Source organism: Ruegeria sp. MALMAid1280 (assembly GCF_049195285.1).
In the GTDB taxonomy this organism is placed as follows: domain Bacteria; phylum Pseudomonadota; class Alphaproteobacteria; order Rhodobacterales; family Rhodobacteraceae; genus Ruegeria.
The window spans coordinates 96698-116756 of record NZ_JBMIRT010000049.1; the positions used below are offsets into that span (position 1 = coordinate 96698).

20 protein-coding genes are annotated in these 20059 nt (G+C 60.0%); 8 read left to right on the forward strand and 12 right to left on the reverse strand.

Going from position 1 to position 20059, the window contains the following annotated elements; all coding sequences use genetic code 11:
* From ACOQFT_RS12265 to thrS, 5 genes are all read right to left on the reverse strand, one after another.
* A complete protein-coding gene (locus ACOQFT_RS12265; protein ID WP_421598199.1) occupies positions 1–519 on the reverse strand; it encodes a DoxX family protein in 519 nt (172 codons plus the stop codon).
* Positions 516–1277, reverse strand: a complete 762-nt coding sequence (locus tag ACOQFT_RS12270) for a DNA-binding domain-containing protein (protein ID WP_421598200.1) — start codon at positions 1275–1277, stop codon at positions 516–518. Before ACOQFT_RS12270 ends, ACOQFT_RS12265 begins: the two co-directional genes overlap by 4 nt.
* Positions 1274–2131 carry a DUF692 domain-containing protein gene (locus ACOQFT_RS12275; RefSeq protein ID WP_421598201.1) on the reverse strand — a complete coding sequence of 286 codons (858 nt, stop codon included), beginning with the start codon at positions 2129–2131 and terminating at the stop codon, positions 1274–1276. Before ACOQFT_RS12275 ends, ACOQFT_RS12270 begins: the two co-directional genes overlap by 4 nt.
* 70 nt (positions 2132–2201) lie before the next feature.
* A complete protein-coding gene (locus ACOQFT_RS12280) occupies positions 2202–2489 on the reverse strand; it encodes a DUF2282 domain-containing protein (RefSeq protein WP_170325388.1) in 288 nt (95 codons plus the stop codon).
* A gap of 222 nt (positions 2490–2711) precedes the next feature.
* The gene (thrS, locus tag ACOQFT_RS12285; RefSeq protein ID WP_421598202.1) at positions 2712–4670 is read right to left on the reverse strand and encodes a threonine--tRNA ligase; all 1959 of its coding nucleotides are present in this window, start codon (positions 4668–4670) and stop codon (positions 2712–2714) included.
* Between the two features lie 212 nt (positions 4671–4882).
* Here thrS and ACOQFT_RS12290 point away from each other — a divergent pair, with 212 nt between their 5' ends.
* The 4 genes from ACOQFT_RS12290 (at position 4883) to ACOQFT_RS12305 (ending at position 8061) form a co-directional block, all read left to right on the forward strand.
* Positions 4883–5632 carry an alpha/beta hydrolase gene (locus ACOQFT_RS12290; protein ID WP_421598203.1) on the forward strand — a complete coding sequence of 250 codons (750 nt, stop codon included), beginning with the start codon at positions 4883–4885 and terminating at the stop codon, positions 5630–5632.
* Positions 5632–6624: an alpha/beta hydrolase gene (locus ACOQFT_RS12295; protein WP_421598204.1), complete on the forward strand. Its 993-nt coding sequence runs from the start codon at positions 5632–5634 to the stop codon at positions 6622–6624. Before ACOQFT_RS12290 ends, ACOQFT_RS12295 begins: the two co-directional genes overlap by 1 nt.
* Positions 6625–6644: 20 nt before the next feature.
* Positions 6645–7259, forward strand: coding sequence for a hypothetical protein (locus ACOQFT_RS12300; protein WP_421598535.1), 615 nt, complete (start codon positions 6645–6647; stop codon positions 7257–7259).
* Positions 7260–7344: 85 nt separating this feature from the next.
* Positions 7345–8061, forward strand: a complete 717-nt coding sequence (locus ACOQFT_RS12305; protein ID WP_421598205.1) for an alpha/beta fold hydrolase — start codon at positions 7345–7347, stop codon at positions 8059–8061.
* Here the strand turns inward: ACOQFT_RS12305 and ACOQFT_RS12310 are convergent.
* Both ACOQFT_RS12310 and phaZ read right to left on the reverse strand, forming a co-directional pair.
* Entirely contained in the window at positions 8052–8612 is a 561-nt protein-coding gene (locus tag ACOQFT_RS12310; RefSeq protein WP_421598206.1) for a DUF6151 family protein, read from the reverse strand. The two genes, ACOQFT_RS12305 and ACOQFT_RS12310, sit on opposite strands and share 10 nt — an antisense overlap.
* A 29-nt stretch (positions 8613–8641) precedes the next feature.
* Entirely contained in the window at positions 8642–9913 is a 1272-nt protein-coding gene (phaZ, locus tag ACOQFT_RS12315) for a polyhydroxyalkanoate depolymerase (protein ID WP_421598207.1), read from the reverse strand.
* Positions 9914–10026: 113 nt separating this feature from the next.
* Between phaZ and ACOQFT_RS12320 the strand changes: the two genes are divergently transcribed.
* The 4 genes from ACOQFT_RS12320 (at position 10027) to ACOQFT_RS12335 (ending at position 13865) form a co-directional block, all read left to right on the forward strand.
* Positions 10027–11829 carry a PHA/PHB synthase family protein gene (locus ACOQFT_RS12320; protein ID WP_421598208.1) on the forward strand — a complete coding sequence of 601 codons (1803 nt, stop codon included), beginning with the start codon at positions 10027–10029 and terminating at the stop codon, positions 11827–11829.
* A gap of 130 nt (positions 11830–11959) precedes the next feature.
* Positions 11960–12406 (forward strand): phasin family protein, encoded by a 447-nt coding sequence (locus ACOQFT_RS12325; RefSeq protein WP_421598209.1) that lies wholly within the window; start codon positions 11960–11962, stop codon positions 12404–12406.
* A gap of 134 nt (positions 12407–12540) precedes the next feature.
* On the forward strand, positions 12541–13095 hold the full coding sequence (phaR, locus tag ACOQFT_RS12330; protein ID WP_421598210.1) for a polyhydroxyalkanoate synthesis repressor PhaR: 555 nt from the start codon (positions 12541–12543) through the stop codon (positions 13093–13095).
* A gap of 32 nt (positions 13096–13127) precedes the next feature.
* Positions 13128–13865 (forward strand): trypsin-like serine peptidase, encoded by a 738-nt coding sequence (locus tag ACOQFT_RS12335; protein ID WP_421598211.1) that lies wholly within the window; start codon positions 13128–13130, stop codon positions 13863–13865.
* A gap of 3 nt (positions 13866–13868) precedes the next feature.
* Here ACOQFT_RS12335 and ACOQFT_RS12340 read toward each other — a convergent pair whose 3' ends face one another.
* From ACOQFT_RS12340 to ACOQFT_RS12360, 5 genes are all read right to left on the reverse strand, one after another.
* Entirely contained in the window at positions 13869–15083 is a 1215-nt protein-coding gene (locus tag ACOQFT_RS12340) for a DegT/DnrJ/EryC1/StrS family aminotransferase (RefSeq protein WP_421598212.1), read from the reverse strand.
* A 113-nt stretch (positions 15084–15196) separates the two neighbouring features.
* Positions 15197–16501 (reverse strand): NAD(P)/FAD-dependent oxidoreductase, encoded by a 1305-nt coding sequence (locus ACOQFT_RS12345; protein WP_421598213.1) that lies wholly within the window; start codon positions 16499–16501, stop codon positions 15197–15199.
* An 8-nt stretch (positions 16502–16509) separates the two neighbouring features.
* Positions 16510–17868 (reverse strand): glutamine synthetase family protein, encoded by a 1359-nt coding sequence (locus ACOQFT_RS12350; RefSeq protein WP_421598214.1) that lies wholly within the window; start codon positions 17866–17868, stop codon positions 16510–16512.
* On the reverse strand, positions 17868–18548 hold the full coding sequence (locus ACOQFT_RS12355) for a type 1 glutamine amidotransferase (protein ID WP_421598215.1): 681 nt from the start codon (positions 18546–18548) through the stop codon (positions 17868–17870). The genes ACOQFT_RS12350 and ACOQFT_RS12355 overlap by 1 nt, the downstream gene beginning before the upstream one ends.
* Before the next feature lie 59 nt (positions 18549–18607).
* Positions 18608–19927 carry a glutamine synthetase family protein gene (locus tag ACOQFT_RS12360; RefSeq protein WP_421598536.1) on the reverse strand — a complete coding sequence of 440 codons (1320 nt, stop codon included), beginning with the start codon at positions 19925–19927 and terminating at the stop codon, positions 18608–18610.
* Positions 19928–20059: the final 132 nt, after the last annotated feature.

Here is a 20059-nt window from a genome sequence, read left to right on the forward strand (position 1 = left end):
TCACTTGATGCGCAGAATACGGTCCAGCGACAGCGGTCCTGCACCGTTGATCAAGATGACCAAGAACAGGAAAGTCCACATCACGCGCTGGTCCATTAGCGTGATTGCATTGTCGAACAAACTGCCCAGCTTTACACCATGGCCGGTGACGTCAGTGGCTGTCTGCACCCAGATGAATCCGATCATCCCGACAGCGGCCAGTCGTGTGAACAGACCTGCAAGCAGCAGCGCAGGCAGTACAAATTCGGCAACGGTGCCAAAGAAAATTACGATGCGCTGGAACAAGGTCATTTGTGATACGTCATACAAAACCGCTTCGGCGGCTTTTGGAAAAATCTGTCCAAATGCGCCTGCCGAAGGTGAAAAAATCGAGCCGTCGATTTTTGTCATCGCCGAATTCCAGAAATAAAACAGCAGGACCGCGATAAAAACAACGCGCGCCAATGTCGGCGTCAACCAGCCGGCGGTCATTTCCAACCGGCCCAGGGTGTTGTTGTGCAATGAGATCAGGGCAGTCATGTCGCCAGCCTTTCGATAGTCACAGAGGTTATTGCGCCGCCCTGCAAAAGCAGCGCCAGAGTGGCCCCAAGGTCAAAATCGGGGAATTTGGCCGCGGTTTCTTCAAACGCGTCACCAATGGTGTGTCCGGCCTGCAGGCCCGCGATCCAATGCGCGCCGCCGTCGGGCAGCAGGTGCGGGACCGGGTCGTAATCAGGTCGGGTGATCAAAACGGCCTCGGGGCCGGGCGCGGGTTTGGGCGCATCCTCTTCAGTGTTGAAGCGCCAGACTGAAAAGATCGGCCAGTCCGAGGCCAGAACCTGCATCGACGGGGCAAACCCAAGCCGGGCCCGCATGATGTCTTCCGGCGGCACGGCCAGAGCCTCGGCCGGGGCGGGTGTGTTGTCGGCTGCGTGGTATGACCGGCGCAGCGCCAGTTCCAGCCGCGCAACGTCGGGCAGGTAACCCAGATGGGAAAGCTGCTCCATTCCGGTCAGGAAATCCGGAAACGCGTCGCCATAGAACATCATCAGTGGCGACGAGGGGGGATGTTTACGCAGGAATATTCCCGCCAACCCATCCATGTTTTGCGGCCCCAATAGCTTGGTGATTACCGGAAAGGCCTGATGCATCGCCTCGGTCAGGGATACGGCCACGTTGTTGCGGTATACACTGAACCGGCGCCCGGCGGGTTTCGCGGCGGCGTCCAGCAGCCCCTTGGGTATCGCTGCGGACGGGTCCAGCAGCGCGGCGCTGAAGGTTGTTTGCGAGACTCTCATGCCGGGATGCGGTCCAGGGCCGCCTGTGCGCGCGCTGCCTCGGCCTGCAGAATGGGCCAGTCGGGGATGTCCGTATCCCACTCGATCAGCACCGGCTTCGGGCCCAAGCGCTCCAGAACGTAATCCAGCAAGGCCCAGACCGGATCGACCACTTCGCGCCCATGGCTGTCGATCAACAGCGGGTGGCCGTGGTCGTCCTGATCCTCATCATGGCCGCCCAGGTGAATCTCGCCCACCCTGTCCAGCGGATAGGCGTCGATATAACCCTGCGGCGAGAAATCCAGATTGGTCCCCGAGACAAAGACGTTGTTCACATCCAGCAGCAGGCCGCAGCCGGTGCGGCGTGCAATCTCGTGCAGAAAGTCCGGTTCGGACCACGTGCTTTCCTCGAACGCTAGATAGCTGGAGGGGTTTTCGAGCAGCATTTGCCGCCCAACGGTGTCCTGCACCTTGTCGATATGGTCACAGACGCGGTGCAGCGTGGCGTCGGTATAGGGCAGGGGCAGCAGGTCGTTCAGGAAATGGCTGTCATGTGTCGACCAGGCCAGATGTTCCGAGAAACTGGCGGGGTTCAGCCAGCCGACCAGATGTTTCAGACGGGCCAGATGGTCGGGGTCCAACGGGCCTTCGCCGCCGATTGACAGACCGACGCCGTGGACGGAAATTGGGAACTGTTCGGACAGGTGGCGCAGCTGGGCCAGCGGTCGCCCGCCGTCGCCCATGTAGTTTTCGGCGTGAATCTCAAGCCAGGCGACGGGATTCGCGTGATCCAGAATCTGCGCAAAGTGCTGGGGTTTGTAGCCAACGCCGGGCGCGGCTGGCAGCCTGTTCGATCTGGTCGAATTGTCCAACATGTGCGTGCCCTCCGATCACGAAAAGAGGCGGGCGATATGGCCCGCCCCTTCGGTTTTTGAAAGCCTGGGCTTATGCCGGCAGGTCGCGGTCCAGCGGTTCCAGCGAGCCCTTGCGGTTGTCCGGCAGTTCGATATCGGCGCAGGTGCCCGCGTCGACCAGAGTCCATGCGTTGCCCTGATAGTCCACGGTCGAGGTGCCCGCGCAGGTGGTGCCGGGTCCAGCGGCACAGTCATTCTGACCGGCCAGCGATACGCCATAGCATTTCTCTTTGGCTTGTGCGGTGGCAGTGGTTGCGGCGCCGGAAACGGCGGCTGCGACTGCGCTTGCGATAACCAGGGTTTTTGCGGTGTTCGACATCTCGGTAATCCCTTTTGATGACTGCGTATGTCTGCTTGTGACAATGACAAAGGTAGTGCTTGCAGGGCTGCAGTTGAATTCACGAGCCCGTGTCTCACAACCCCGTCAGGACATGTTATGCCCCCTTGCAGGGTAACAAATTGTTTTTGAATTGAAAAATGATAATTATTTCAATCCGGCCCCGATATCGGGGCCGGATTTCCGACAATTTGCTGCCGAATGTTACAGCAGGTCGGGCGGGGTTGCCGCCTGCGACAGCTCATTTGTTACAGCCTCAAGCGACTGAACCTGCGTCTGTTTTTCGCCCAAACGCCGAACGCTGACGGTGCGTTCTTCCACCTCGCGGTGGCCGACGGCCAGAATGACCGGCACCTTGCCGACCGAGTGTTCACGGACCTTGTAGTTGATCTTCTCGTTGCGGGTATCCGCCTCGGCGCGGACACCTGCCGCCTTGAGGGTTTCAACGACTTCCAACACATACTCATCCGCCTCGGAAGTGATCGAGGCGACAACAACCTGACGCGGCGCCAGCCAGAATGGCAGCTTGCCCGCGTGCTCTTCGATGAGGATGCCAATAAAGCGTTCGAACGAACCCAGTGTCGCGCGGTGCAGCATGAACGGGCGGTGTTTGGCACCATCGGCCCCGATAAAGCTGGCATCCAGACGTTCGGGCAGGTTGGGGTCAACCTGCAAGGTGCCGCACTGCCATGTCCGACCGATGGCGTCGGTCAGAGTGAACTCAAGCTTGGGGCCGTAGAACGCGCCTTCGCCTTCAAGGACTTCATAGTCGTACCCGGCCGCCTTACAGGCATCGCCAAGGGCCCTTTCGACCAGATCCCAACTTTCATCCGAGCCGATCCGCTTTTCGGGGCGGGTGGACAGTTTGATCGTCCAGTCGTGGAAACCCAGATCCGCATAGACCTTGGACAGGAAGGCAATGAACTTGGCGGTCTCGGATTCGATCTGATCCTCGGCGCAGAAGATGTGGCCATCGTCCTGCGTGAACCCGCGCACGCGCATGATCCCGTGCAGCGCGCCCGACGGTTCATAGCGCGCGCAGGATCCGAACTCGGCCATGCGCAGGGGCAAGTCGCGATAGGATTTCAGACCCTGATTGAACACCTGCACGTGGCAGGGGCAGTTCATCGGTTTCAGGGCGTTGATCGCCTTTTCGCGGGCATGATCTTCGTCGACTTCGACGATGAACATGTTTTCCTGATATTTGTCCCAATGGCCCGAGGCCTCCCACAATTTGCGGTCGACGACTTGGGGCGTGTTCACCTCGACATAGCCGTCACGCTCCTGCATCCGGCGCATATAGTCCTGCAGGGTGGTGTAGATTTTCCAGCCATTCGGGTGCCAGAAGATCTGGCCCGGGGCTTCTTCTTGCATGTGGAACAGGTTCATCTCACGGCCCAGCTTGCGGTGGTCGCGTTTGGCGGCCTCTTCCAGCATGTGCAGGTGGGCTTTCAGCTTTTCCTTGCCAGTGAAAGCAACGCCGTAGATGCGCTGCAACATGGCGCGGTCGCTGTCGCCGCGCCAATAGGCGCCCGCGATGGACATCAGTTTGAACGCGTCGCCGGGCAGCTGGCCGGTGTGTTGCAGGTGCGGCCCGCGGCACAGGTCCTGCCAGTGGCCGTGCCAGTACATGCGCAGTGGCTCGTCACCCGGAATGGCTTCGATCAGCTCGACCTTGTAGGGCTCGTTGTTGGCCTTGTAGAACTCGATCGCGCGCTGACGATCCCAGACCTCGGTGGTGACGGGGTCGCGCTTGTTGATGATCTCTTTCATCTTTTTCTCGATGAGGCCGAGATCTTCGGGCGTGAATGGCTCTTCGCGGTCAAAGTCGTAATACCAGCCGTTCTCGATGACGGGGCCGATAGTGACCTTGGTGGCGGGCCAGATTTCCTGCACCGCGCGTGCCATGACATGGGCCAGGTCGTGACGGATCAGCTCATTGGCCTGCTCTTCATCCTTCATGGTGTGGATGGCGATGTCGGCATCGGCTTCGATGGGCCATTGCAGGTCCCAGTGCTTGCCGTTTACCGTGGCCGATATGGCCTTTTTTGCCAGCGAGGTTGAGATATCGGCAGCCACCTGCGCGGGCGTGACGCCTGCGTCATAAGAACGTGCATTGCCATCGGGAAAAGTGAGAGAGACGGATTTTGAATCCAGGGCCATATCGGCTCTCCTCGTCGGTTTGGCGCCCACTGAACGCCCGGTTGCGGGTTATATATGTCGGGCTGCTTTGGCAGGTGGTGGTGCGCGTGTCAAGGGTCGGAGCGAGGGGCGCTGCCCCTCGCGCTCCCCGGAGTATTTCGGAAAAGATGAAGGTCGCGGAATTGCACTTGGGGGTGCGGCGTGCATGATGCTGGAAAAGGAAAGAGGATTTCATGGCGGCGACGGACTTTCTGGAAACACCGCAGGGGCGGCGGTTGGCCTATCACAAGAGCGAAGGCACTGGCCCGACCATTGTTTTCCTGGGTGGCCTCAAATCGGACATGGAGGGCACCAAGGCGGTGCATCTAGAGGCCTGGGCGCAGGCGCGCGGGCAGGCGTTTTTGCGGTTTGACTATTCCGGTCATGGCGAAAGCTCGGGGACGTTCGAGGAAGGGTGCATCGGTGATTGGCATCAGGACACGGTGGTGGCCTTATCAGAATTGACCGAGGGACCGTTGATTGTTGTCGGATCGTCGATGGGTGGGTGGCAGGCGCTGTTGCTGGCCAAGGCGATGCCCGAGCGGATTGCGGGTATGGTCACCATCGCGGCTGCGCCGGATTTTACCGAAGACGGCTATTGGGCCTCATTTAGCGATGAACAAAAGGCGGCACTGGACACCGTCGGTCATGTCGAACTGCCCTCGGATTACATGGAGCCCTACATCATCTCCAAGCGGATGATCGAAGATGGGCGGCAACAGTTGGTATTGCGCGATGCGCTGGACCTGCCTTTTCCGGTCCGGTGCCTGCAGGGCACGGCAGATACGGCGGTGACCACCGAAACGGCTGTGCGGTTGCTGGATCATGCCAGCGGGGATGATATGCGCTTGTTGCTGGTCAAGGATGCTGATCACCGTTTCTCGGACGGTCCCTGTCTGGGACTGATCGAAAATGCGGTGCTTGAGGTTATGGAGCCATCCTGATGCAGCGCTTTGGACGGGTCCTTGGTCGCCTGCTGTTGGTGCTGATTGTCCTTGGTGGGCTGATCTACTGGCTCGGGCCGCGTGACGAGGTTGATCTGCATCCGCGCTTTGATCCCGGCAAATTCGGCGAGGGGGTTCAGGTCTATTTTGAAAGCACGGAATCCGCATTTGACGACATCGTTCCCGGAGTTGAGAAACGGGTCATCTGGCAGGACGGTTTCAAGGAACAACGCACGCCAATCTCGGTTCTTTATGTGCACGGCTTTTCGGCATCGTCCGAAGAAATTCGCCCTGTGCCGGATAGCGTGGCCGATGCGCTGGGGGCCAATCTGGTCTACACCCGGTTGCAGGGTCATGGGCGGGACGGCAGCGCGATGGGCGCGGCGACCGCGACAGGCTGGATGCAGGACATGGCCGAAGGGCTGGCTGCGGCGCGGGCGGTCGGCGACAAGGTTGTGGTCATATCCACATCGACCGGTGGAACACTGGCTGCGGCCGCCGCGTTGGATGCGGAACTCAGCCAGGACGTTGCGGCGATGGTCTTTGTCTCGCCCAACTTCGGAGTGAACACGCCCGGCGCGTGGCTGCCCGGTCTGCCTTGGGCGCGCGAATGGTTGCCGTTGGTGATGGGCGAGGAGCGGGATGTCTCGGGCCCGAACCCCGAACAGGACACCTATTGGACGTCGGTCTATCCGTGGGAGGCCGTCGTGCCGATGACTGTGCTGGTTGAAACCGTCTATGCGCTGGACTTCTCGGGCGCGCAGGTGCCGGCGCTGTTCTGGTTCTCGGATGACGATCAGGTGGTGCGGCCCGACCGGACGCATAAGGTGGCCGAAAGCTGGGGTGGTACCTCAACCGTCAATCTGGTGACGATGGGGCCGGGGGATGATCCCGCGTCGCATGTTATTGCGGGGCGGTTGATGTCTCCGGGGCAGACGGATGCAACGGTGACTGGCATTCTGGACTGGCTAAAAGGGATAGGGGTCGAGTAGCGATGCGCAAGCCTGGCAGCATGTGGAGCCTTGAAACGCTTGGCCGCGTGCGTCTGTCCCGGCATTTCTTTATGCGCGATTTCCTGTATTCCGAGATCGGGAATTTCCATGAAAAACAGAACCTTCCCGACAACCCCGATCTGGCCATCGAAACCGGCCGGGCCTTTTGTCAGTCCCTGCTGGACCCGCTTGAGGAAACCTTTGGGCGCGTCGCGGTTCGGTCCGGGTATCGCTCGCCTTCGCTGAACCGGTTCGGGAATGAAAACCGTTTGAACTGCGCCCGGAACGACAACCCTCTGGAATGCCATATCTGGGACAGGGGAGAGGGTGATGCGCGGATTGCGGGTGCGTCGATCGTCATTCCGTGGTTTGCCGATCAGTTCGAGGCCGGGCGGGACTGGCGCGATCTGGCGTGGTGGATGCACGACCATCTGGCATTTTCCGAGATATGGTTCTTTCCCAAACTCTGCGCCTTCAACCTTGTCTGGAGACCTAAACCGCTCCGTCGCATAGACGGCTATATTGTGCCGCGCGGCTGTCTGCTGCGTCCTGGGGCTGAGCCAAACGAGGATTTGTCGGCGCGACGCCGGAGATACGCGGATTTCCCGACCTTCCGGGGCATCAAATATCCCTGAAGTTTAACTTGCCCGAAGCAGCAAAACGTCTCATCCTGCTATCAATGAGTACAGGCCGAAAAGGTCGAATTTTACGAGGCCCCGCGTGATCGAGCCGCTGGTTTTATTGCCCGAAATGATGTGTGACGCACGGATTTTTGAACCCCAGATCAACTGTCTGTCGCGTCAGCGCGCCGTGATGGTTGCTCCGGTTTCACTGGGGGAGCGGATCGAAGAAATCGCCTCGGTCCTGCTGGACCAGTTGCCGCATCGCTTTGCGCTGGGCGGGCTGGGGATGGGCGGTGTAGTGGCGCTGGAGCTTATCCGCCGCGCGCCGGACCGGGTGTCACGCCTGTGCCTGATGGCGACGGATGCGCAGGCCGATACGCCGCAGTTGGCTGTCGCGCGTGAGGAGCATTTGGTCGGCGCAAAGGCGGGGCGGCTTGAGGACGTGATGCGGCGGATCATCGGGTCTGACACGCTGGCCCCAGGGCCAAAACGCATTCCCATTTTGAACGGGTTGATTGAAATGGCGCTGGATTTGGGGCCTGCGGTATTCGAACGACAGATACGCGCCCTGCAACGGCGCCCGGATCAACAGGGCGAGCTGCGGCGCATCCGGGTGCCGACTCTGGTGCTGTGCGGTGCACATGACACGTTGATACCGCAGCGAAAACACGCGTTCATGGCGGATATGATCCCCGGCGCGGAATTGAAAGTTGTCGATGGGGCGGGGCATCTGCCGACGCTGGAAGCACCCCGATTTGTGAATGACGCGTTGACCGAATGGCTTACCGCGCCCGCACGGGCGGCCTATGTGTAGAGCTCCATGCGCTCGGCCTTGCTGAGGATCGTTGGCGGTACCACGGGTTCACCGCTGTCGGTGTTGAAGAAAGGCGTGTTTCGCCAACTGCCCGCCACCCAGGATTTCGTCAGGCGCGTCAGCAGCCCCACCGCTGCATAGCGCAGTTTTTCGTGTGACTGCTTGCCATCCGGCTGTGGAACAAAACCACGGGTGGTGACCGGACCAAGCAGGTTGGGATCGGCGATGCGATTGACGATGAAACCGGCGAAAGGGAACTTGGCCGTCCGTGATGTCGTCGCAATCGGGGCATTGCAGCATTCCGCGTACCATCGCAGCATCCCCTTGGGGCTGAGCTGCATCAGCGCAAGACGTTCTGCGCCGCTGTCGATGCGGATGTCTTCCGGGCTCATTTGCAGGATGTCGACCGGGCCGGGGGCAGGGTCCGGCTGTCCGAAATACAGCTGAGCCGCGCGGCAGTCATGGCAATAGCAGGCGACATGGGTACCGGATTGGACACCAGCAACGGTGATGTGCCCGGTCAGGGTGCCGCAAGTGCAGGAGAAGGGCATTCCCTTTGCCGCCCTCCTGCGCATGATGGTCAGGCCACCTTGTTGCTGTTGGCGGCGCGGCGCGAGGATTTGCGCGAATTGGCGTTCATGAAGTCGATCACCAGCGGCCGGATATTGTCGCGCCAGCTGCGCCCGGCAAAGATGCCATAGTGACCGGCACCGGGCTCAACATGGCTGGCCTTTTTTGCGTCCGGCAGGCCGGTGCACAGGTTCAGTGCCGCGATGCACTGGCCCGGGGCCGAGATGTCATCATTAGCGCCTTCGACTGTCTTGACCGCCACATCGGTAATCTTGCCGATATCGACCTTGTGGCCGGCGACCACGAATTCATTCTTCGCTATTTCACGGTTTTTAAAGATACGTTCGACCGTGGACAGATAGAACTCGGCGGTCATGTCCATGACGGCCAGATATTCGTCGTAGAACCGATTATGGGCATCATGGTCCGACGCTTCATCGCGCATCACGCGCTGGATCTGGTCCGAGAACGCCTTTGAGTGGCGATTCGCATTCATCGACATGAACGATGCCAGCTGAAGCAGGCCGGGATAGACCATGCGGCCTACGCCCTTGTACTTGAAGCCGACGCGCTGGATCATGGTTTCTTCCAGCTGGCCCATGGTGACACGGCGGCCAAAATCGGTCACGTCGGTCGGGGTGGCATCGGGATCGACCGGGCCACCAATCAGGGTCAGGGTGCTGGGCTGCGCCTTGGGCTCGACCTCGGCCAGATAGGCGGTCGCGGCCAGCGTCAGCGGAACCGGTTGGCAGACGGCCACAACATGAGTGTCCGGGCCAAGCTCTTTCATAAAATCGACAAGGTAGAGGGTGTAGTCCTCAACATCGAACTTGCCTTCGGACACGGGGATGTCGCGCGCGTTATGCCAGTCGGTGATGTAAACCTCGCAATTGACCAGCAGGCTTTTCACAGTCGACCGCAGCAGCGTCGCATAGTGCCCCGACATCGGCGCAACCAGCAGAACCTTGCGGGGCTGTTCCTCGCGGCCGTTCACCCGGAAATGGACCAGATCGCCAAAGGGGCGTTCGACAACGGTGGTCACATCGACCAGATGGTCCTTGCCGTCCTCGCAGGTAAAGGTGCGGATACCCCAATCAGGTTTGACGATCATTCGCTGGAATGTCCGTTCGGTCACTTCACCCCAAGCTGCCATCATGCTGAAAGCGGGGTTGGGAACCATCGAGAAGACGGGGTAAGATGCAACGGCGCTGGCAGTTGCGCCCATCCACTGGTTGGTGTTGCGCATCGTTTCCATCAAGTCGTAAGTCATCATGTAGCGCATGAAAAAGGGGCCTCCTGCGTGTCAGCCTGGGTGTTCGGACCATTCGCCGCTTTGCCCCCTGAGACTTACGACGTTATTCTGCATAGCAGCGAGATTAAGCGGGAATTGTTAAAATGACAACAAGTGACGGCCAGATGCCTGAAGTGACCGAAGAAAACATTGAACGCCTTAAGGAAAATATGGAAAAGGTCGAGCAATTGTCGAAGCGCTTGATCGAAGTGATGGCTGTGAAAAAGCCGCATACCGCCGCATTGGACGGCCCGAATCAGGAGCTTTTTGCAAAGGCAGCAACGGCATATTGGGCCGACGCATGGCAAAATCCCGCAAAGTTGCTGGAGCGGCAGATAGAATTCTGGGGAAAATCGGTTCTGAACTTTGCCGAAGCGCAGCAGGCGCTGACCAAGGGCGAGGTCGATGACGAGGAAGCGAAACCCGGCGACAAACGATTTTCCAACCCACTTTGGGAAACCAACCCCTATTTCCGCCTGATCCGCCAGCAATACCAGACCAATTCCGAAGCCATCGCCCAGGCCGTCGCCTCGGTCGAAGATCTGGATGCCAAGGACAGACAGCGTCTTGGCTACTTCTCGCAGCAGATCATCGACATGATGGCCCCCACGAATTTTCTGGCGACCAACCCGGACGCGCTGCAAAAGGCTGTCGAAACCGAAGGCCAGTCGCTGATCAAGGGGCTTGAGAACCTCGTTTCGGACCTTGAGGCCAATGATGGCGAGTTGGTGGTGAAACTGGCCGACGAGAATGCATTCGAAGTCGGTGGCAACCTGGCGACGACGCCCGGTGACGTGGTTTTTCGCAACCGCATGATGGAACTGATCCAGTACAAGCCGGCGACCGAAACGGTCCATGAAACACCGATTGTCCTGTTCCCGCCCTGGATCAACAAATTTTACATTCTCGACCTGAAGGCGCAGAACAGCCTGATCAAATGGGTGACCGAGCGGGGCTATACCCTGTTCGTCGTCAGCTGGGTCAACCCCGATGAAAGTTACGCGGACACCGGGATGGAGGACTATATTCAGGACGGGTTCCTGACCGCGATCGAAGAGGTCAAGAAGATCTGCGAGGTCAAGCAGGTGAACGCGATCGGCTATTGCATTGCGGGCACCACATTGAGCCTGACGCTGGCGCTGCTGAAGCAACGTGGCGACAAATCGGTCAAGTCGGCAACACTGTTCACTGCACTGACGGATTTCTCTGAACAGGGCGAGTTCACACCTTTCCTGCAGAACGACTTCATCGACGGGATCGAGGAAGAGGTGAACAAAGAGGGCGTGCTGCGGTCATGGATCATGGCGCGCACCATGTCCTTCCTGCGTTCACGCGATCTGGTTTATGGCCCGGCGATCCGCAGCTATATGCTGGGTGAAGTGCCACCCGCCTTTGATCTGCTGTACTGGAATGGTGACGGGGCTAACCTGCCGGCCAAGATGACGGTCGAATATCTGCGTGGCCTGTGCCAGCGCAACGAATTCGCCGCTGACGGGTTTGAGCTGTTGGGTCACAAGCTGAAACTCAGCGACGTGGACGTGCCGCTGATGGCAATCACCTGCGAGACGGATCATATTGCGGCTTGGAAAGACTGCTATCGCGGCGTTCAGAAGATGGGGTCGCGGAACAAGACTTTCGTGGTCTCCGAGTCCGGCCATATCGCGGGCATCATCAATCCGCCCAGCAAGAAGAAATACGGTCACTACACCAACCCGGATATGAAGGCGGATGCCGACACCTGGTTGAAAGAGGCTGAATTCCACGAAGGCTCGTGGTGGCCCCTGTGGGAGGCATGGCTGAAGAAACGTTCAGGCAAGCAGGTGCCCGCCCGCGATACCGGTGATTCGGATCATCCTCGTTTGACCCCGGCACCTGGCACATATGTCGTGGCCAACCCAAACGGCTGATTTCATTTTGAAACTAAAAAATTCTGCGGCGCAGCAAGAAAAAACTTGAAATGCTGCGACGCAGCATTCATATTGTCCTCAAGCTGAGGAAAACCGGGGTGGGCCCGGTTCGGCAAAAAGGATTGAGACAATGGCAAAGACCCAAGACTTTACCGCGACCATGAAAGAAATGATGGGCGCGTTCCCCGTTGACACCACCGCTCTGGAAGGTGCCTTCAAATCGACCGCTTCGCTGAACGAAAAGCTTTCGGGCGTTGCTCTGGAAGCTGCCGAAAAGTCGGCTGAAATCTCGAACAAATGGACCAAGGACACCCTGTCCAAGCTGACCGAGATGTCGAAAGCAAAGGCCGAGCCGGCTGACTACGCAAAAGCGGCAACCGATTTCGCAAGCGCTTCGGCCGAAGTTGCTGCTGAAAACATGGCTGCTTTCGCTGAAATCGCGAAAAAACTGCAGACCGAAACCGTCGAGCTGCTGATGGCTGCAGGCAAAGAAGCTGCTGAAGACGCAACTGCTGCCGTCCAGAAAGCAACCAACGACGTGACAGCTGCTGCCAAGAAAGCCGCAACTGCAAAATAAGTAAGGCCGCGAGGCGCACCCGTTCCTCCCATCTGGTGCAATCGCGTCGGGCAGGTCTTTTGACCTGCCCTTTCTTTTTGTGCTGCGGTCGCATAATCTCTGCTGCAACGCATCATCCTTGGGGAGGGCAAACGGTGTCGGAACAAGAAAAACCGCTGTTGATCAAACGCTATGCAAGCCGCCGGCTGTATAACACCGAGACCAGCGACTATGTCACGCTGGAGGATATCGCGGCCTTCATCCGCGACGGGCGTGAGGTGCAGATCATCGATCTGAAAACCGGGGACGATCTGACCCGGCAATACCTGCTGCAGATCATTGCCGAACACGAAAGCCGGGGCGAAAACGTGCTGCCGGTAAATGTGCTTAACGATCTGGTTCGCAGCTACATGATCCCGGGTGGTGGGATGATGCCGCAATTCCTGCAAAGCTCGTTCGAGATGCTGCGCGAAAGCCAAAGCAAGATGATGGAAAACATGAACGCCATGAACCCGATGTCGCAGATGCCTGGGTTCGAGGCGATGCAGGCGCAGCAACAGGCGTTTCTGAAGGCGATGACGGGTGGTCTGTCGGGCAACTGGTCCGGGCCGGACAAGGATGGCGAAGGCAAGCCGGACTCCAAAGAAGACCTGGACGACATCAAGAAGCAGCTTGCCGAGCTGCAGAAGAAACTCTCCAAACTGAACTGACCGCGTCTAGGATGCGCTGGCTGGTTCTGAGTATGGCATTGCTTTGGATGCAGCCCGCGCTGTCGCAGGGCGTTTATTCGGAAAACTGGTCTCTGGTCTGCAGGCTGGGGACCCAGTCCGGGGCCGGGTGTGACGCTATCCGCAGCCGCGAGATTTTGGATGCGGGCCAGCCCCCGTGGCGTGCCGTTGGTCGGATCAACTTTGCCAGCCGCGATCAGAGGTCCCATTGCACTGGCGTTTTGGTGGCGGAAAGGTTGGTGCTAACCGCTGCGCATTGCCTCTATAACGCGCCTCGGCAACGGTGGATCCCGCCCTCCAGCATCCGGTTTGCCGCCGGGTATCAGCGTGGATCAGCCGCCGCAGTGTCGGACGTAGCAGGGTATCGGGTGCATCCTGAACAAGACGTCGAAGGGGCGTTTGATGATCGTGCTGATCTGGATTGGGCGGTTCTGGAACTGAGCGAGCCGATTGGTCAGGATGTCGGGTATCTGCCGCTTGCAAGCGCTGATGATCCGTCGGCCTTTGTCGCGGGGTATCCCGGGGTGCGACCTCATGTGCTCAGCCGAACCGGGGCCTGTCCGCCGCGCCGGTATCAGGGCGGGATTCTGTTGGCGGTTTGCCCTGTGATGATGGGGGATTCCGGTGCGCCGCTATTGGTGGATACGCCAACCGGTCCGCAGGTGGCTGCAATCCTGTCCAAAGTGGCCGCAACCCCCGAAGGGGTCACGGCGCTGTTTCTATCGACCGAGCTGTTCGACCTTCCGCAATAGCGGTCAGGTGCCGTAGACCGGGACCGGGCCGGTCACTTCGCCGACCGAGGCCAGCAGGATGTCGGCGATGATATCCAGTTCTTCGCGTGTCAGGCGAACGGGCAGGCGGACGTCACAGGCCTTCATCAGCATGTCGCGCGTCTGCGGCAGCTCGAACTTCTCGGGCAGAAACTGCCAGTTCCAGAAGGCGCGGGCGTTATCTTCGCTCTGGCCAAAGACCTGAACCTTCACACCGCGCGCTTCAGAGGCGGCGGCAAAGGCGCGGATTTCGGCCTCATCCATTCCGACCAGATTGAACTGGATCGAATCCGGCGCGCGACGTTCCGGTGTCAAAGGCGCAGGGACGTCGATGTAATCCGAGGTGTTCAGACGTTCCGCCACATAATCGTGGTTCGCCAGCCCGTCACGCACGCGGCGTGCCAGCTCCGGGATCTGAGGGCGGATCACAGCGGCGCTCAGGTTGCTCATCCGCAGGTTATAAAGAGGCAACTGGTTCTGCCATCGGGCAAAGGCCTGTTCCAGCTCGGGCGAGTTGTCGCCGTGCGGGCCTTTGTGTTTTTTCCAGTTGTGCTCATAGGCGCCCGACATAATCACGGCGCGGGCCACCAGATCGGCATCGTCAGTGATCAGGATGCCACCTTCACCGGCGTTGATCATCTTGTAGGACTGGAACGAAAAGCAGCCGACCTTGCCGATGGTGCCGATGTTCTGACCGTGCCAGGTGGTGCCCAGCGAGTGCGCCGCGTCCTCGATTACCGGGATGTCACGCGCGTTGCACAGGGCCATGATCGCGTCCATGTCGGACGTATGCCCGCGCATGTGGCTGATGATCACTGCCTGCACGTCGTCCAGCTTGGCGGCGAAGTCGTCCATGTTGATGCGATAGTTCTCAGCCACTTCGCACAGCACCGGAATGCAATCTGCGTGCAAGACCGACGACGGCACGGCGGCGAAGGTAAAGCCGGGGATCAGCACCCGTGCGTCCCGCGGCAGGCCCAACGCCTTGAGCGACAGGAACAAAGCGGCCGAACAGGACGAAACCGCCAGCGCGTATTTCGAGCCCAGCAATGCGGCGAATTCGCTTTCAAGCAGCGCCACCGGAGCATCCTGCGGCGCGGTATAGCGGAACAGGTCGCCTGATTGCATTAGGGTGTCGATGGCTTCGCGGGCGGCTGCGGGGATGGGTTCGGCGTCATGAACGTTTGGAGGAAGCGTCATATTTGATTTTCCCAAATTCTATCTTTGGGAAAGATAAAGCTAATTATTGGGCAATTAAACCCCCCAATCGCCTTGTGGGCGAAAATTCACCAATCTGATGCGATTCCTTAAGGTCAGACCCCGAGGCGATCCCGCAGGGCAAACCATGTCATTGCCAGCACCAGCAGCGGGCTGCGCAGGGCCGGTCCGCCGGGAAAGGGCAGGGCGGGAACGCGGGCCATGGTGTCGAACCCCTCGGCCTGCCCCTGAATGGTCCGTGCCATAAGTTGCCCGGCATGGGTCGCGGTGCCGACCCCGTGGCCGGAATAGCCCGAGGCCGACAGGATATTGGGCGCAACCCGCGCCAGATAAGGCATCCGCCGCATGGTGATGGCCAGCGTACCACCCCAGGCATAGTCGATCTTCACGTCCCGCAGATGCGGGAAAATTTCGGTCATCGGTTTGCGGACCTTGGCGGCGATATCAGTGGGAAAGCGATAGCCATAGCTTTCGCCGCCGCCGAACAGCAGCCGGTTGTCAGAGCTGAGGCGGAAATAGTTCACCACGAACTTGGTGTCGGCGACCGCAACATCGCGGGTCAGGACACGGGCGGTATCTGCCTCCAGCGGCTCGGTCGCTGCGATGAAGTTGTTGATGGGCATGACCCGTGAGGCGACTTTGCCGTTCAGATCACCAAGATACCCGTTGCAGGCCAGAATGACGTGGCTGGCGGTCACCCGTCCTTGTGCGGTATGCACGGTGGCAGGGGTGCCTTCCTCAATTCCGGTGACCTCGGTGATTTCATGGATGCGCACACCGGCTTTCACCGCAGCTTGTGCCAACCCCAGCGCGAAATTCAGCGGGTGCAGATGCGCGGCCCCCATGTCCAGATAGCCACCACGATAGGCGGGCGACGGGCACAGAGCGTGGCCTTCGCCTTCGTCCAGCAGCTCCATCTGGTCATAGCCGTAACGGTCAGCCAGATGCGCCGCGTGGTCATGCAGTTCTTGTTGCTCGCCATTGCTCAGACCCAGAACCGCCACGCCGGGTTTCAGGTCGCAATCGATCTGGTGTTTGGCGATCAGGGATTTGACCAGATCCTTGGCATCCTCGGCCAATTCCCAAAGCTTTGCCGCGTCGTCATCCCCGACCAGCCGCTCGAGGTCTTCCTGATCCATCCGCTGCGCGCTGCCCAGTTGGCCACCATTGCGGCCCGATGCGCCGAACCCGACCCGGTGCGCTTCAAGCAAAACCACGCCGAACCCAGCCTCGGCCAGATGCAGCGCGGCGGACAGGCCGGTATAGCCGCCGCCCACCACGCAGACGTCTGCCTTCACGTCGCCTGTCAGCGCGGGGAACCGATCCAGAGAATTGGCCGTCGCAGCGTACCAACTGGCCGGATACTGGGCCTTGCGATCATTGGCATAGAGCAGGTTCATCGCAGGCCTCAGACGTTAATAAGCAGATGCTCACGCTCCCACGGAGAGATGACCTGCAGAAACTCCTCGTACTCGGCGCGTTTGACGATGCCGTAGACGCGGGCGAATTCGGGGCCGAGGACTTCGTGCAGGGCGGTGGCCTCGTCGAACAGGTCCAGCGCGTTGCCCATGACCTGCGGAATATCGCCGTCGCCCTCATAGGCGTCGCCATAGAACTGGCGGCGCGGGCGTTCCTGCTGGATCAGGCCGAGGTATCCGCAGGCCAGTGACAAGGCGATGCCCAGATAGGGGTTGCAGTCCATCCCGGCGATGCGGTTTTCGACCCGGCGCGCCTCGGGGCCTGACAGGGGCACACGGATGCCGGTGGTACGGTTGTCCCGCGCCCATTCCAGATTGATCGGCGCGGCGTGGTCTTTCACATAGCGCCGGTATGAATTCACGTAGGGCGCCATCACCGCCAGCCCGGCGGGCAGGTGGTTCTGTAGCCCGGCGATGAAGTGATAGAACGCGTCCGTCTCACCGCCTTGAGGGCCGGAGAAGATGTTTTGCCCCGTCTCGATATCGATGATCGAGTGATGGATGTGCATGGCCGAGCCCGGCTCATCCTCGATCGGTTTCGCCATGAAGGTGGCAAAACAGTTGTGACGCAGGGCGGCCTCGCGGATCAGGCGTTTGAAGTAGAACACCTCATCGGCCAGTTTGACCGGGTTGCCGTGGCGCAGGTTGATCTCCAACTGACCGGCGCCGCCTTCCTGGGTGATACCGTCGATCTCGAACCCCTGATGCTCGGCGAAATCATAGATGTCGTCGATCACCGGGCCGAACTCGTCCACCGCGGTCATCGAATAGGCCTGACGCGCTGCTGCCGGACGGCCCGAACGGCCCATCATCGGTTTGATCCCTTGCGCCGGGTCGACGTTTGGGGCGACCAGAAAGAACTCCATCTCGGGTGCGACGACAGGCTTCCACCCCTTGTCGTGATACAACTGCACCACACGCTTCAGCACGTTGCGCGGGCTGAATGGGATCGGTTTGTCGTCCCGGTCATAGGCGTCGTGGATCACCTGCAGCGTCCAGTCACCTGTCCACGGCGCAGCCGAAGCGGTTGTGAAATCGGGCTTGAGGATCATGTCCCGTTCGATGAACCCGTCCTCGCCCGCGGCCTCGCCCCAATCACCGGTGATGGTCTGGTAAAAGATGCTGTCGGGCAGGTGGAAATAGGACTGTTTGGCAAATTTCGACGCAGGCACCGCCTTGCCCCGCGCAATGCCGGGCAGGTCCGAGATGATGCATTCGACCTCGTCCAGTCGCTGGCCATCGATATAGGTCCGGGCTGCCTGCGGCAGCTGATCTTTCCAGTCGGCCATCAGGTCCTCTCTTTCTTCAAAAATTTTGCCATGTGCTGCGCGATCTTCGGATTGTCATCTTTGGTGGGCAGGCGGTTGGCGGCGGCCTGCATCAGGTCATCGGGCACGACGCCTTTACCGCGGGTTTCCATCAGGCCCTTGATAAAACCGTCACCATATTCCGGGTGCGCCTGAACGGTCCAGATCGTGTCGCCATAAGCCACCATGGCGTTGCGGCAGAACGCGTTCGAACCGGTCACCTTCGCCCCTTCGGGCAATTCGACAACCTGATCCTGATGCCATGCATTCAGGGTCACCGTCTGCCCGCCATAGTCATAATCCGTCCGCCCGACGGCCCAGCCGCCCGAGAACTTTTCGACTTTGCCACCAAGTGCCTGCGCAACGATCTGGTGGCCGAAACAGACGCCGATCAGAGGCTGGCCGCTCTTCCCGATCTCGCGAATGAGGTCCTCCAGCGGAGGAATCCACGCGTGGTCCTCATACGCCCCGTGGCGCGAGCCGGTGATGATCCAACCATCAGCCTGATCGGCGCTGTCGGGGAACTGGTTGTCGACAACTGCAAAGCTTTCGAATTCAAAACCGTTGCCGTCCAGAAGCGTGCGAAACATCGCGTCATAGGCACCGAACTGGTTGTGCAATTCGTCGGGCGGGTGGCCGGTCACAAGGATGCCGATTTTCATAGGTCACCAAATTTGATCAAATTTATTCTAGCCCACCGAATTCGGTCGGGCAAGGGGGGTCAAACCGCTTCGAGGTAGCTGAGCCAGTGCTCGTCCGGCGGACGTTCACCAAAGCGCCGGATTTCCTGCCGCTTTGTCAGGGCTAAAAAGCGGATCAGGTCGGCAGGAAAGATGCGTGCAACCAGCGGGTCGATTTCAAAGGCGGCGATCGCCGAGGCCCAGTCACTCGCCAGTTGAGGCAGGCCGTCGATTTCATAAGCGTTGCCCGAGATCGGGGCGGGCGGTTCGGTCTCGTCCTCGATCCCGTTCATCGCAGCGCCCAGCACGGCGGCTAGCATCAGGTAGGGGTTGATATCGCCACCCGCCACGCGATGCTCAATCCGGCGCGCTGCGGGCGCTCCGCCGGGAATGCGTATGGCAGCGGTGCGGTTTTCATAGGCCCAGCTTGCACCGGTCGGGGCGTGGGCGCCGGGGACGAGCCGCGTGTAGGAGTTGCCATGTGGCGCAAAGATCAGCGTGCAGCCCGGCATCGCCGCCAAACATCCGGCGACGGCGTGGCGCAGCAGTTCGGTGCCCTCGGGTCCGCCATTGTCGAACACGTTCCGGCCCTGATCGTCCACGACCGAGAAATGCACATGCATCCCGTTGCCTGCATCATCCTGGTAAGGTTTTGACATGAAGGTGGCCGTGAACCCGTGCTTGCGGGCAAGACCGCGCGTCAAGGTCTTGAAAAGCCACGTATCATCGGCGCAGCGCATTGCATCCTGATGGTTCAGGTTGATCTCGAACTGGCCGATGCCGCTTTCCGAGATCGCAGTTTGCGCAGGGATGCCCATCGCGGCGCAACCGTCATAAAGCTCGGTGAAGAAGGCATCGAACGCGTCCATTTCCGCCATGGACAGAACGGATTCATCCGCCAGCCTTCGCCCGGTCACCGGGTTGATAGGAGGCTGCGGTTGCGCGCCCGACGCATCCAGTAAGGTGAACTCCAGCTCGGTCGCCGCAATGACGGACCAGCCGCGCTGTGCGTAGCGCTGCAACACTGCGGCCAGAGCGTGCCGGGGGTCGCCTGCAAACGGCGCGCCCGCGTCATCGTACAGGCACATCGGAACCAGCGCCGTATCCGCAGCGAGCCACGGCATCGGCACAGGTCCGCGATCCGTCGGCAGCAACATCCCATCCGCATCGCCGGATTCAAAAACCAGAGGGCTGCCGTCGATATCGGCGCCCCACAGGTCCACGTTCAGCGCAGAGAACGGCATCCGCACCGCCCCTTTGCTCAGCTTGTCGGCATAAGAGGGCGGCACACGCTTGCCCCGCATCTGACCGTTCAGGTCACAGGCGGCGACGCGAAAACTGTGCAGGGCGCTCAGGTCCATCGGGGTCTCCATCACTCGGGATGTCCGAGATGTAATCGAGACTGAGCGTCTTGTCACGAAATTTGATCAAATTAATTGACTGCAGAATGCAGGCGAAGGGCTCCGCGCCAGAGGGGGATGGCGCGGAGCGAG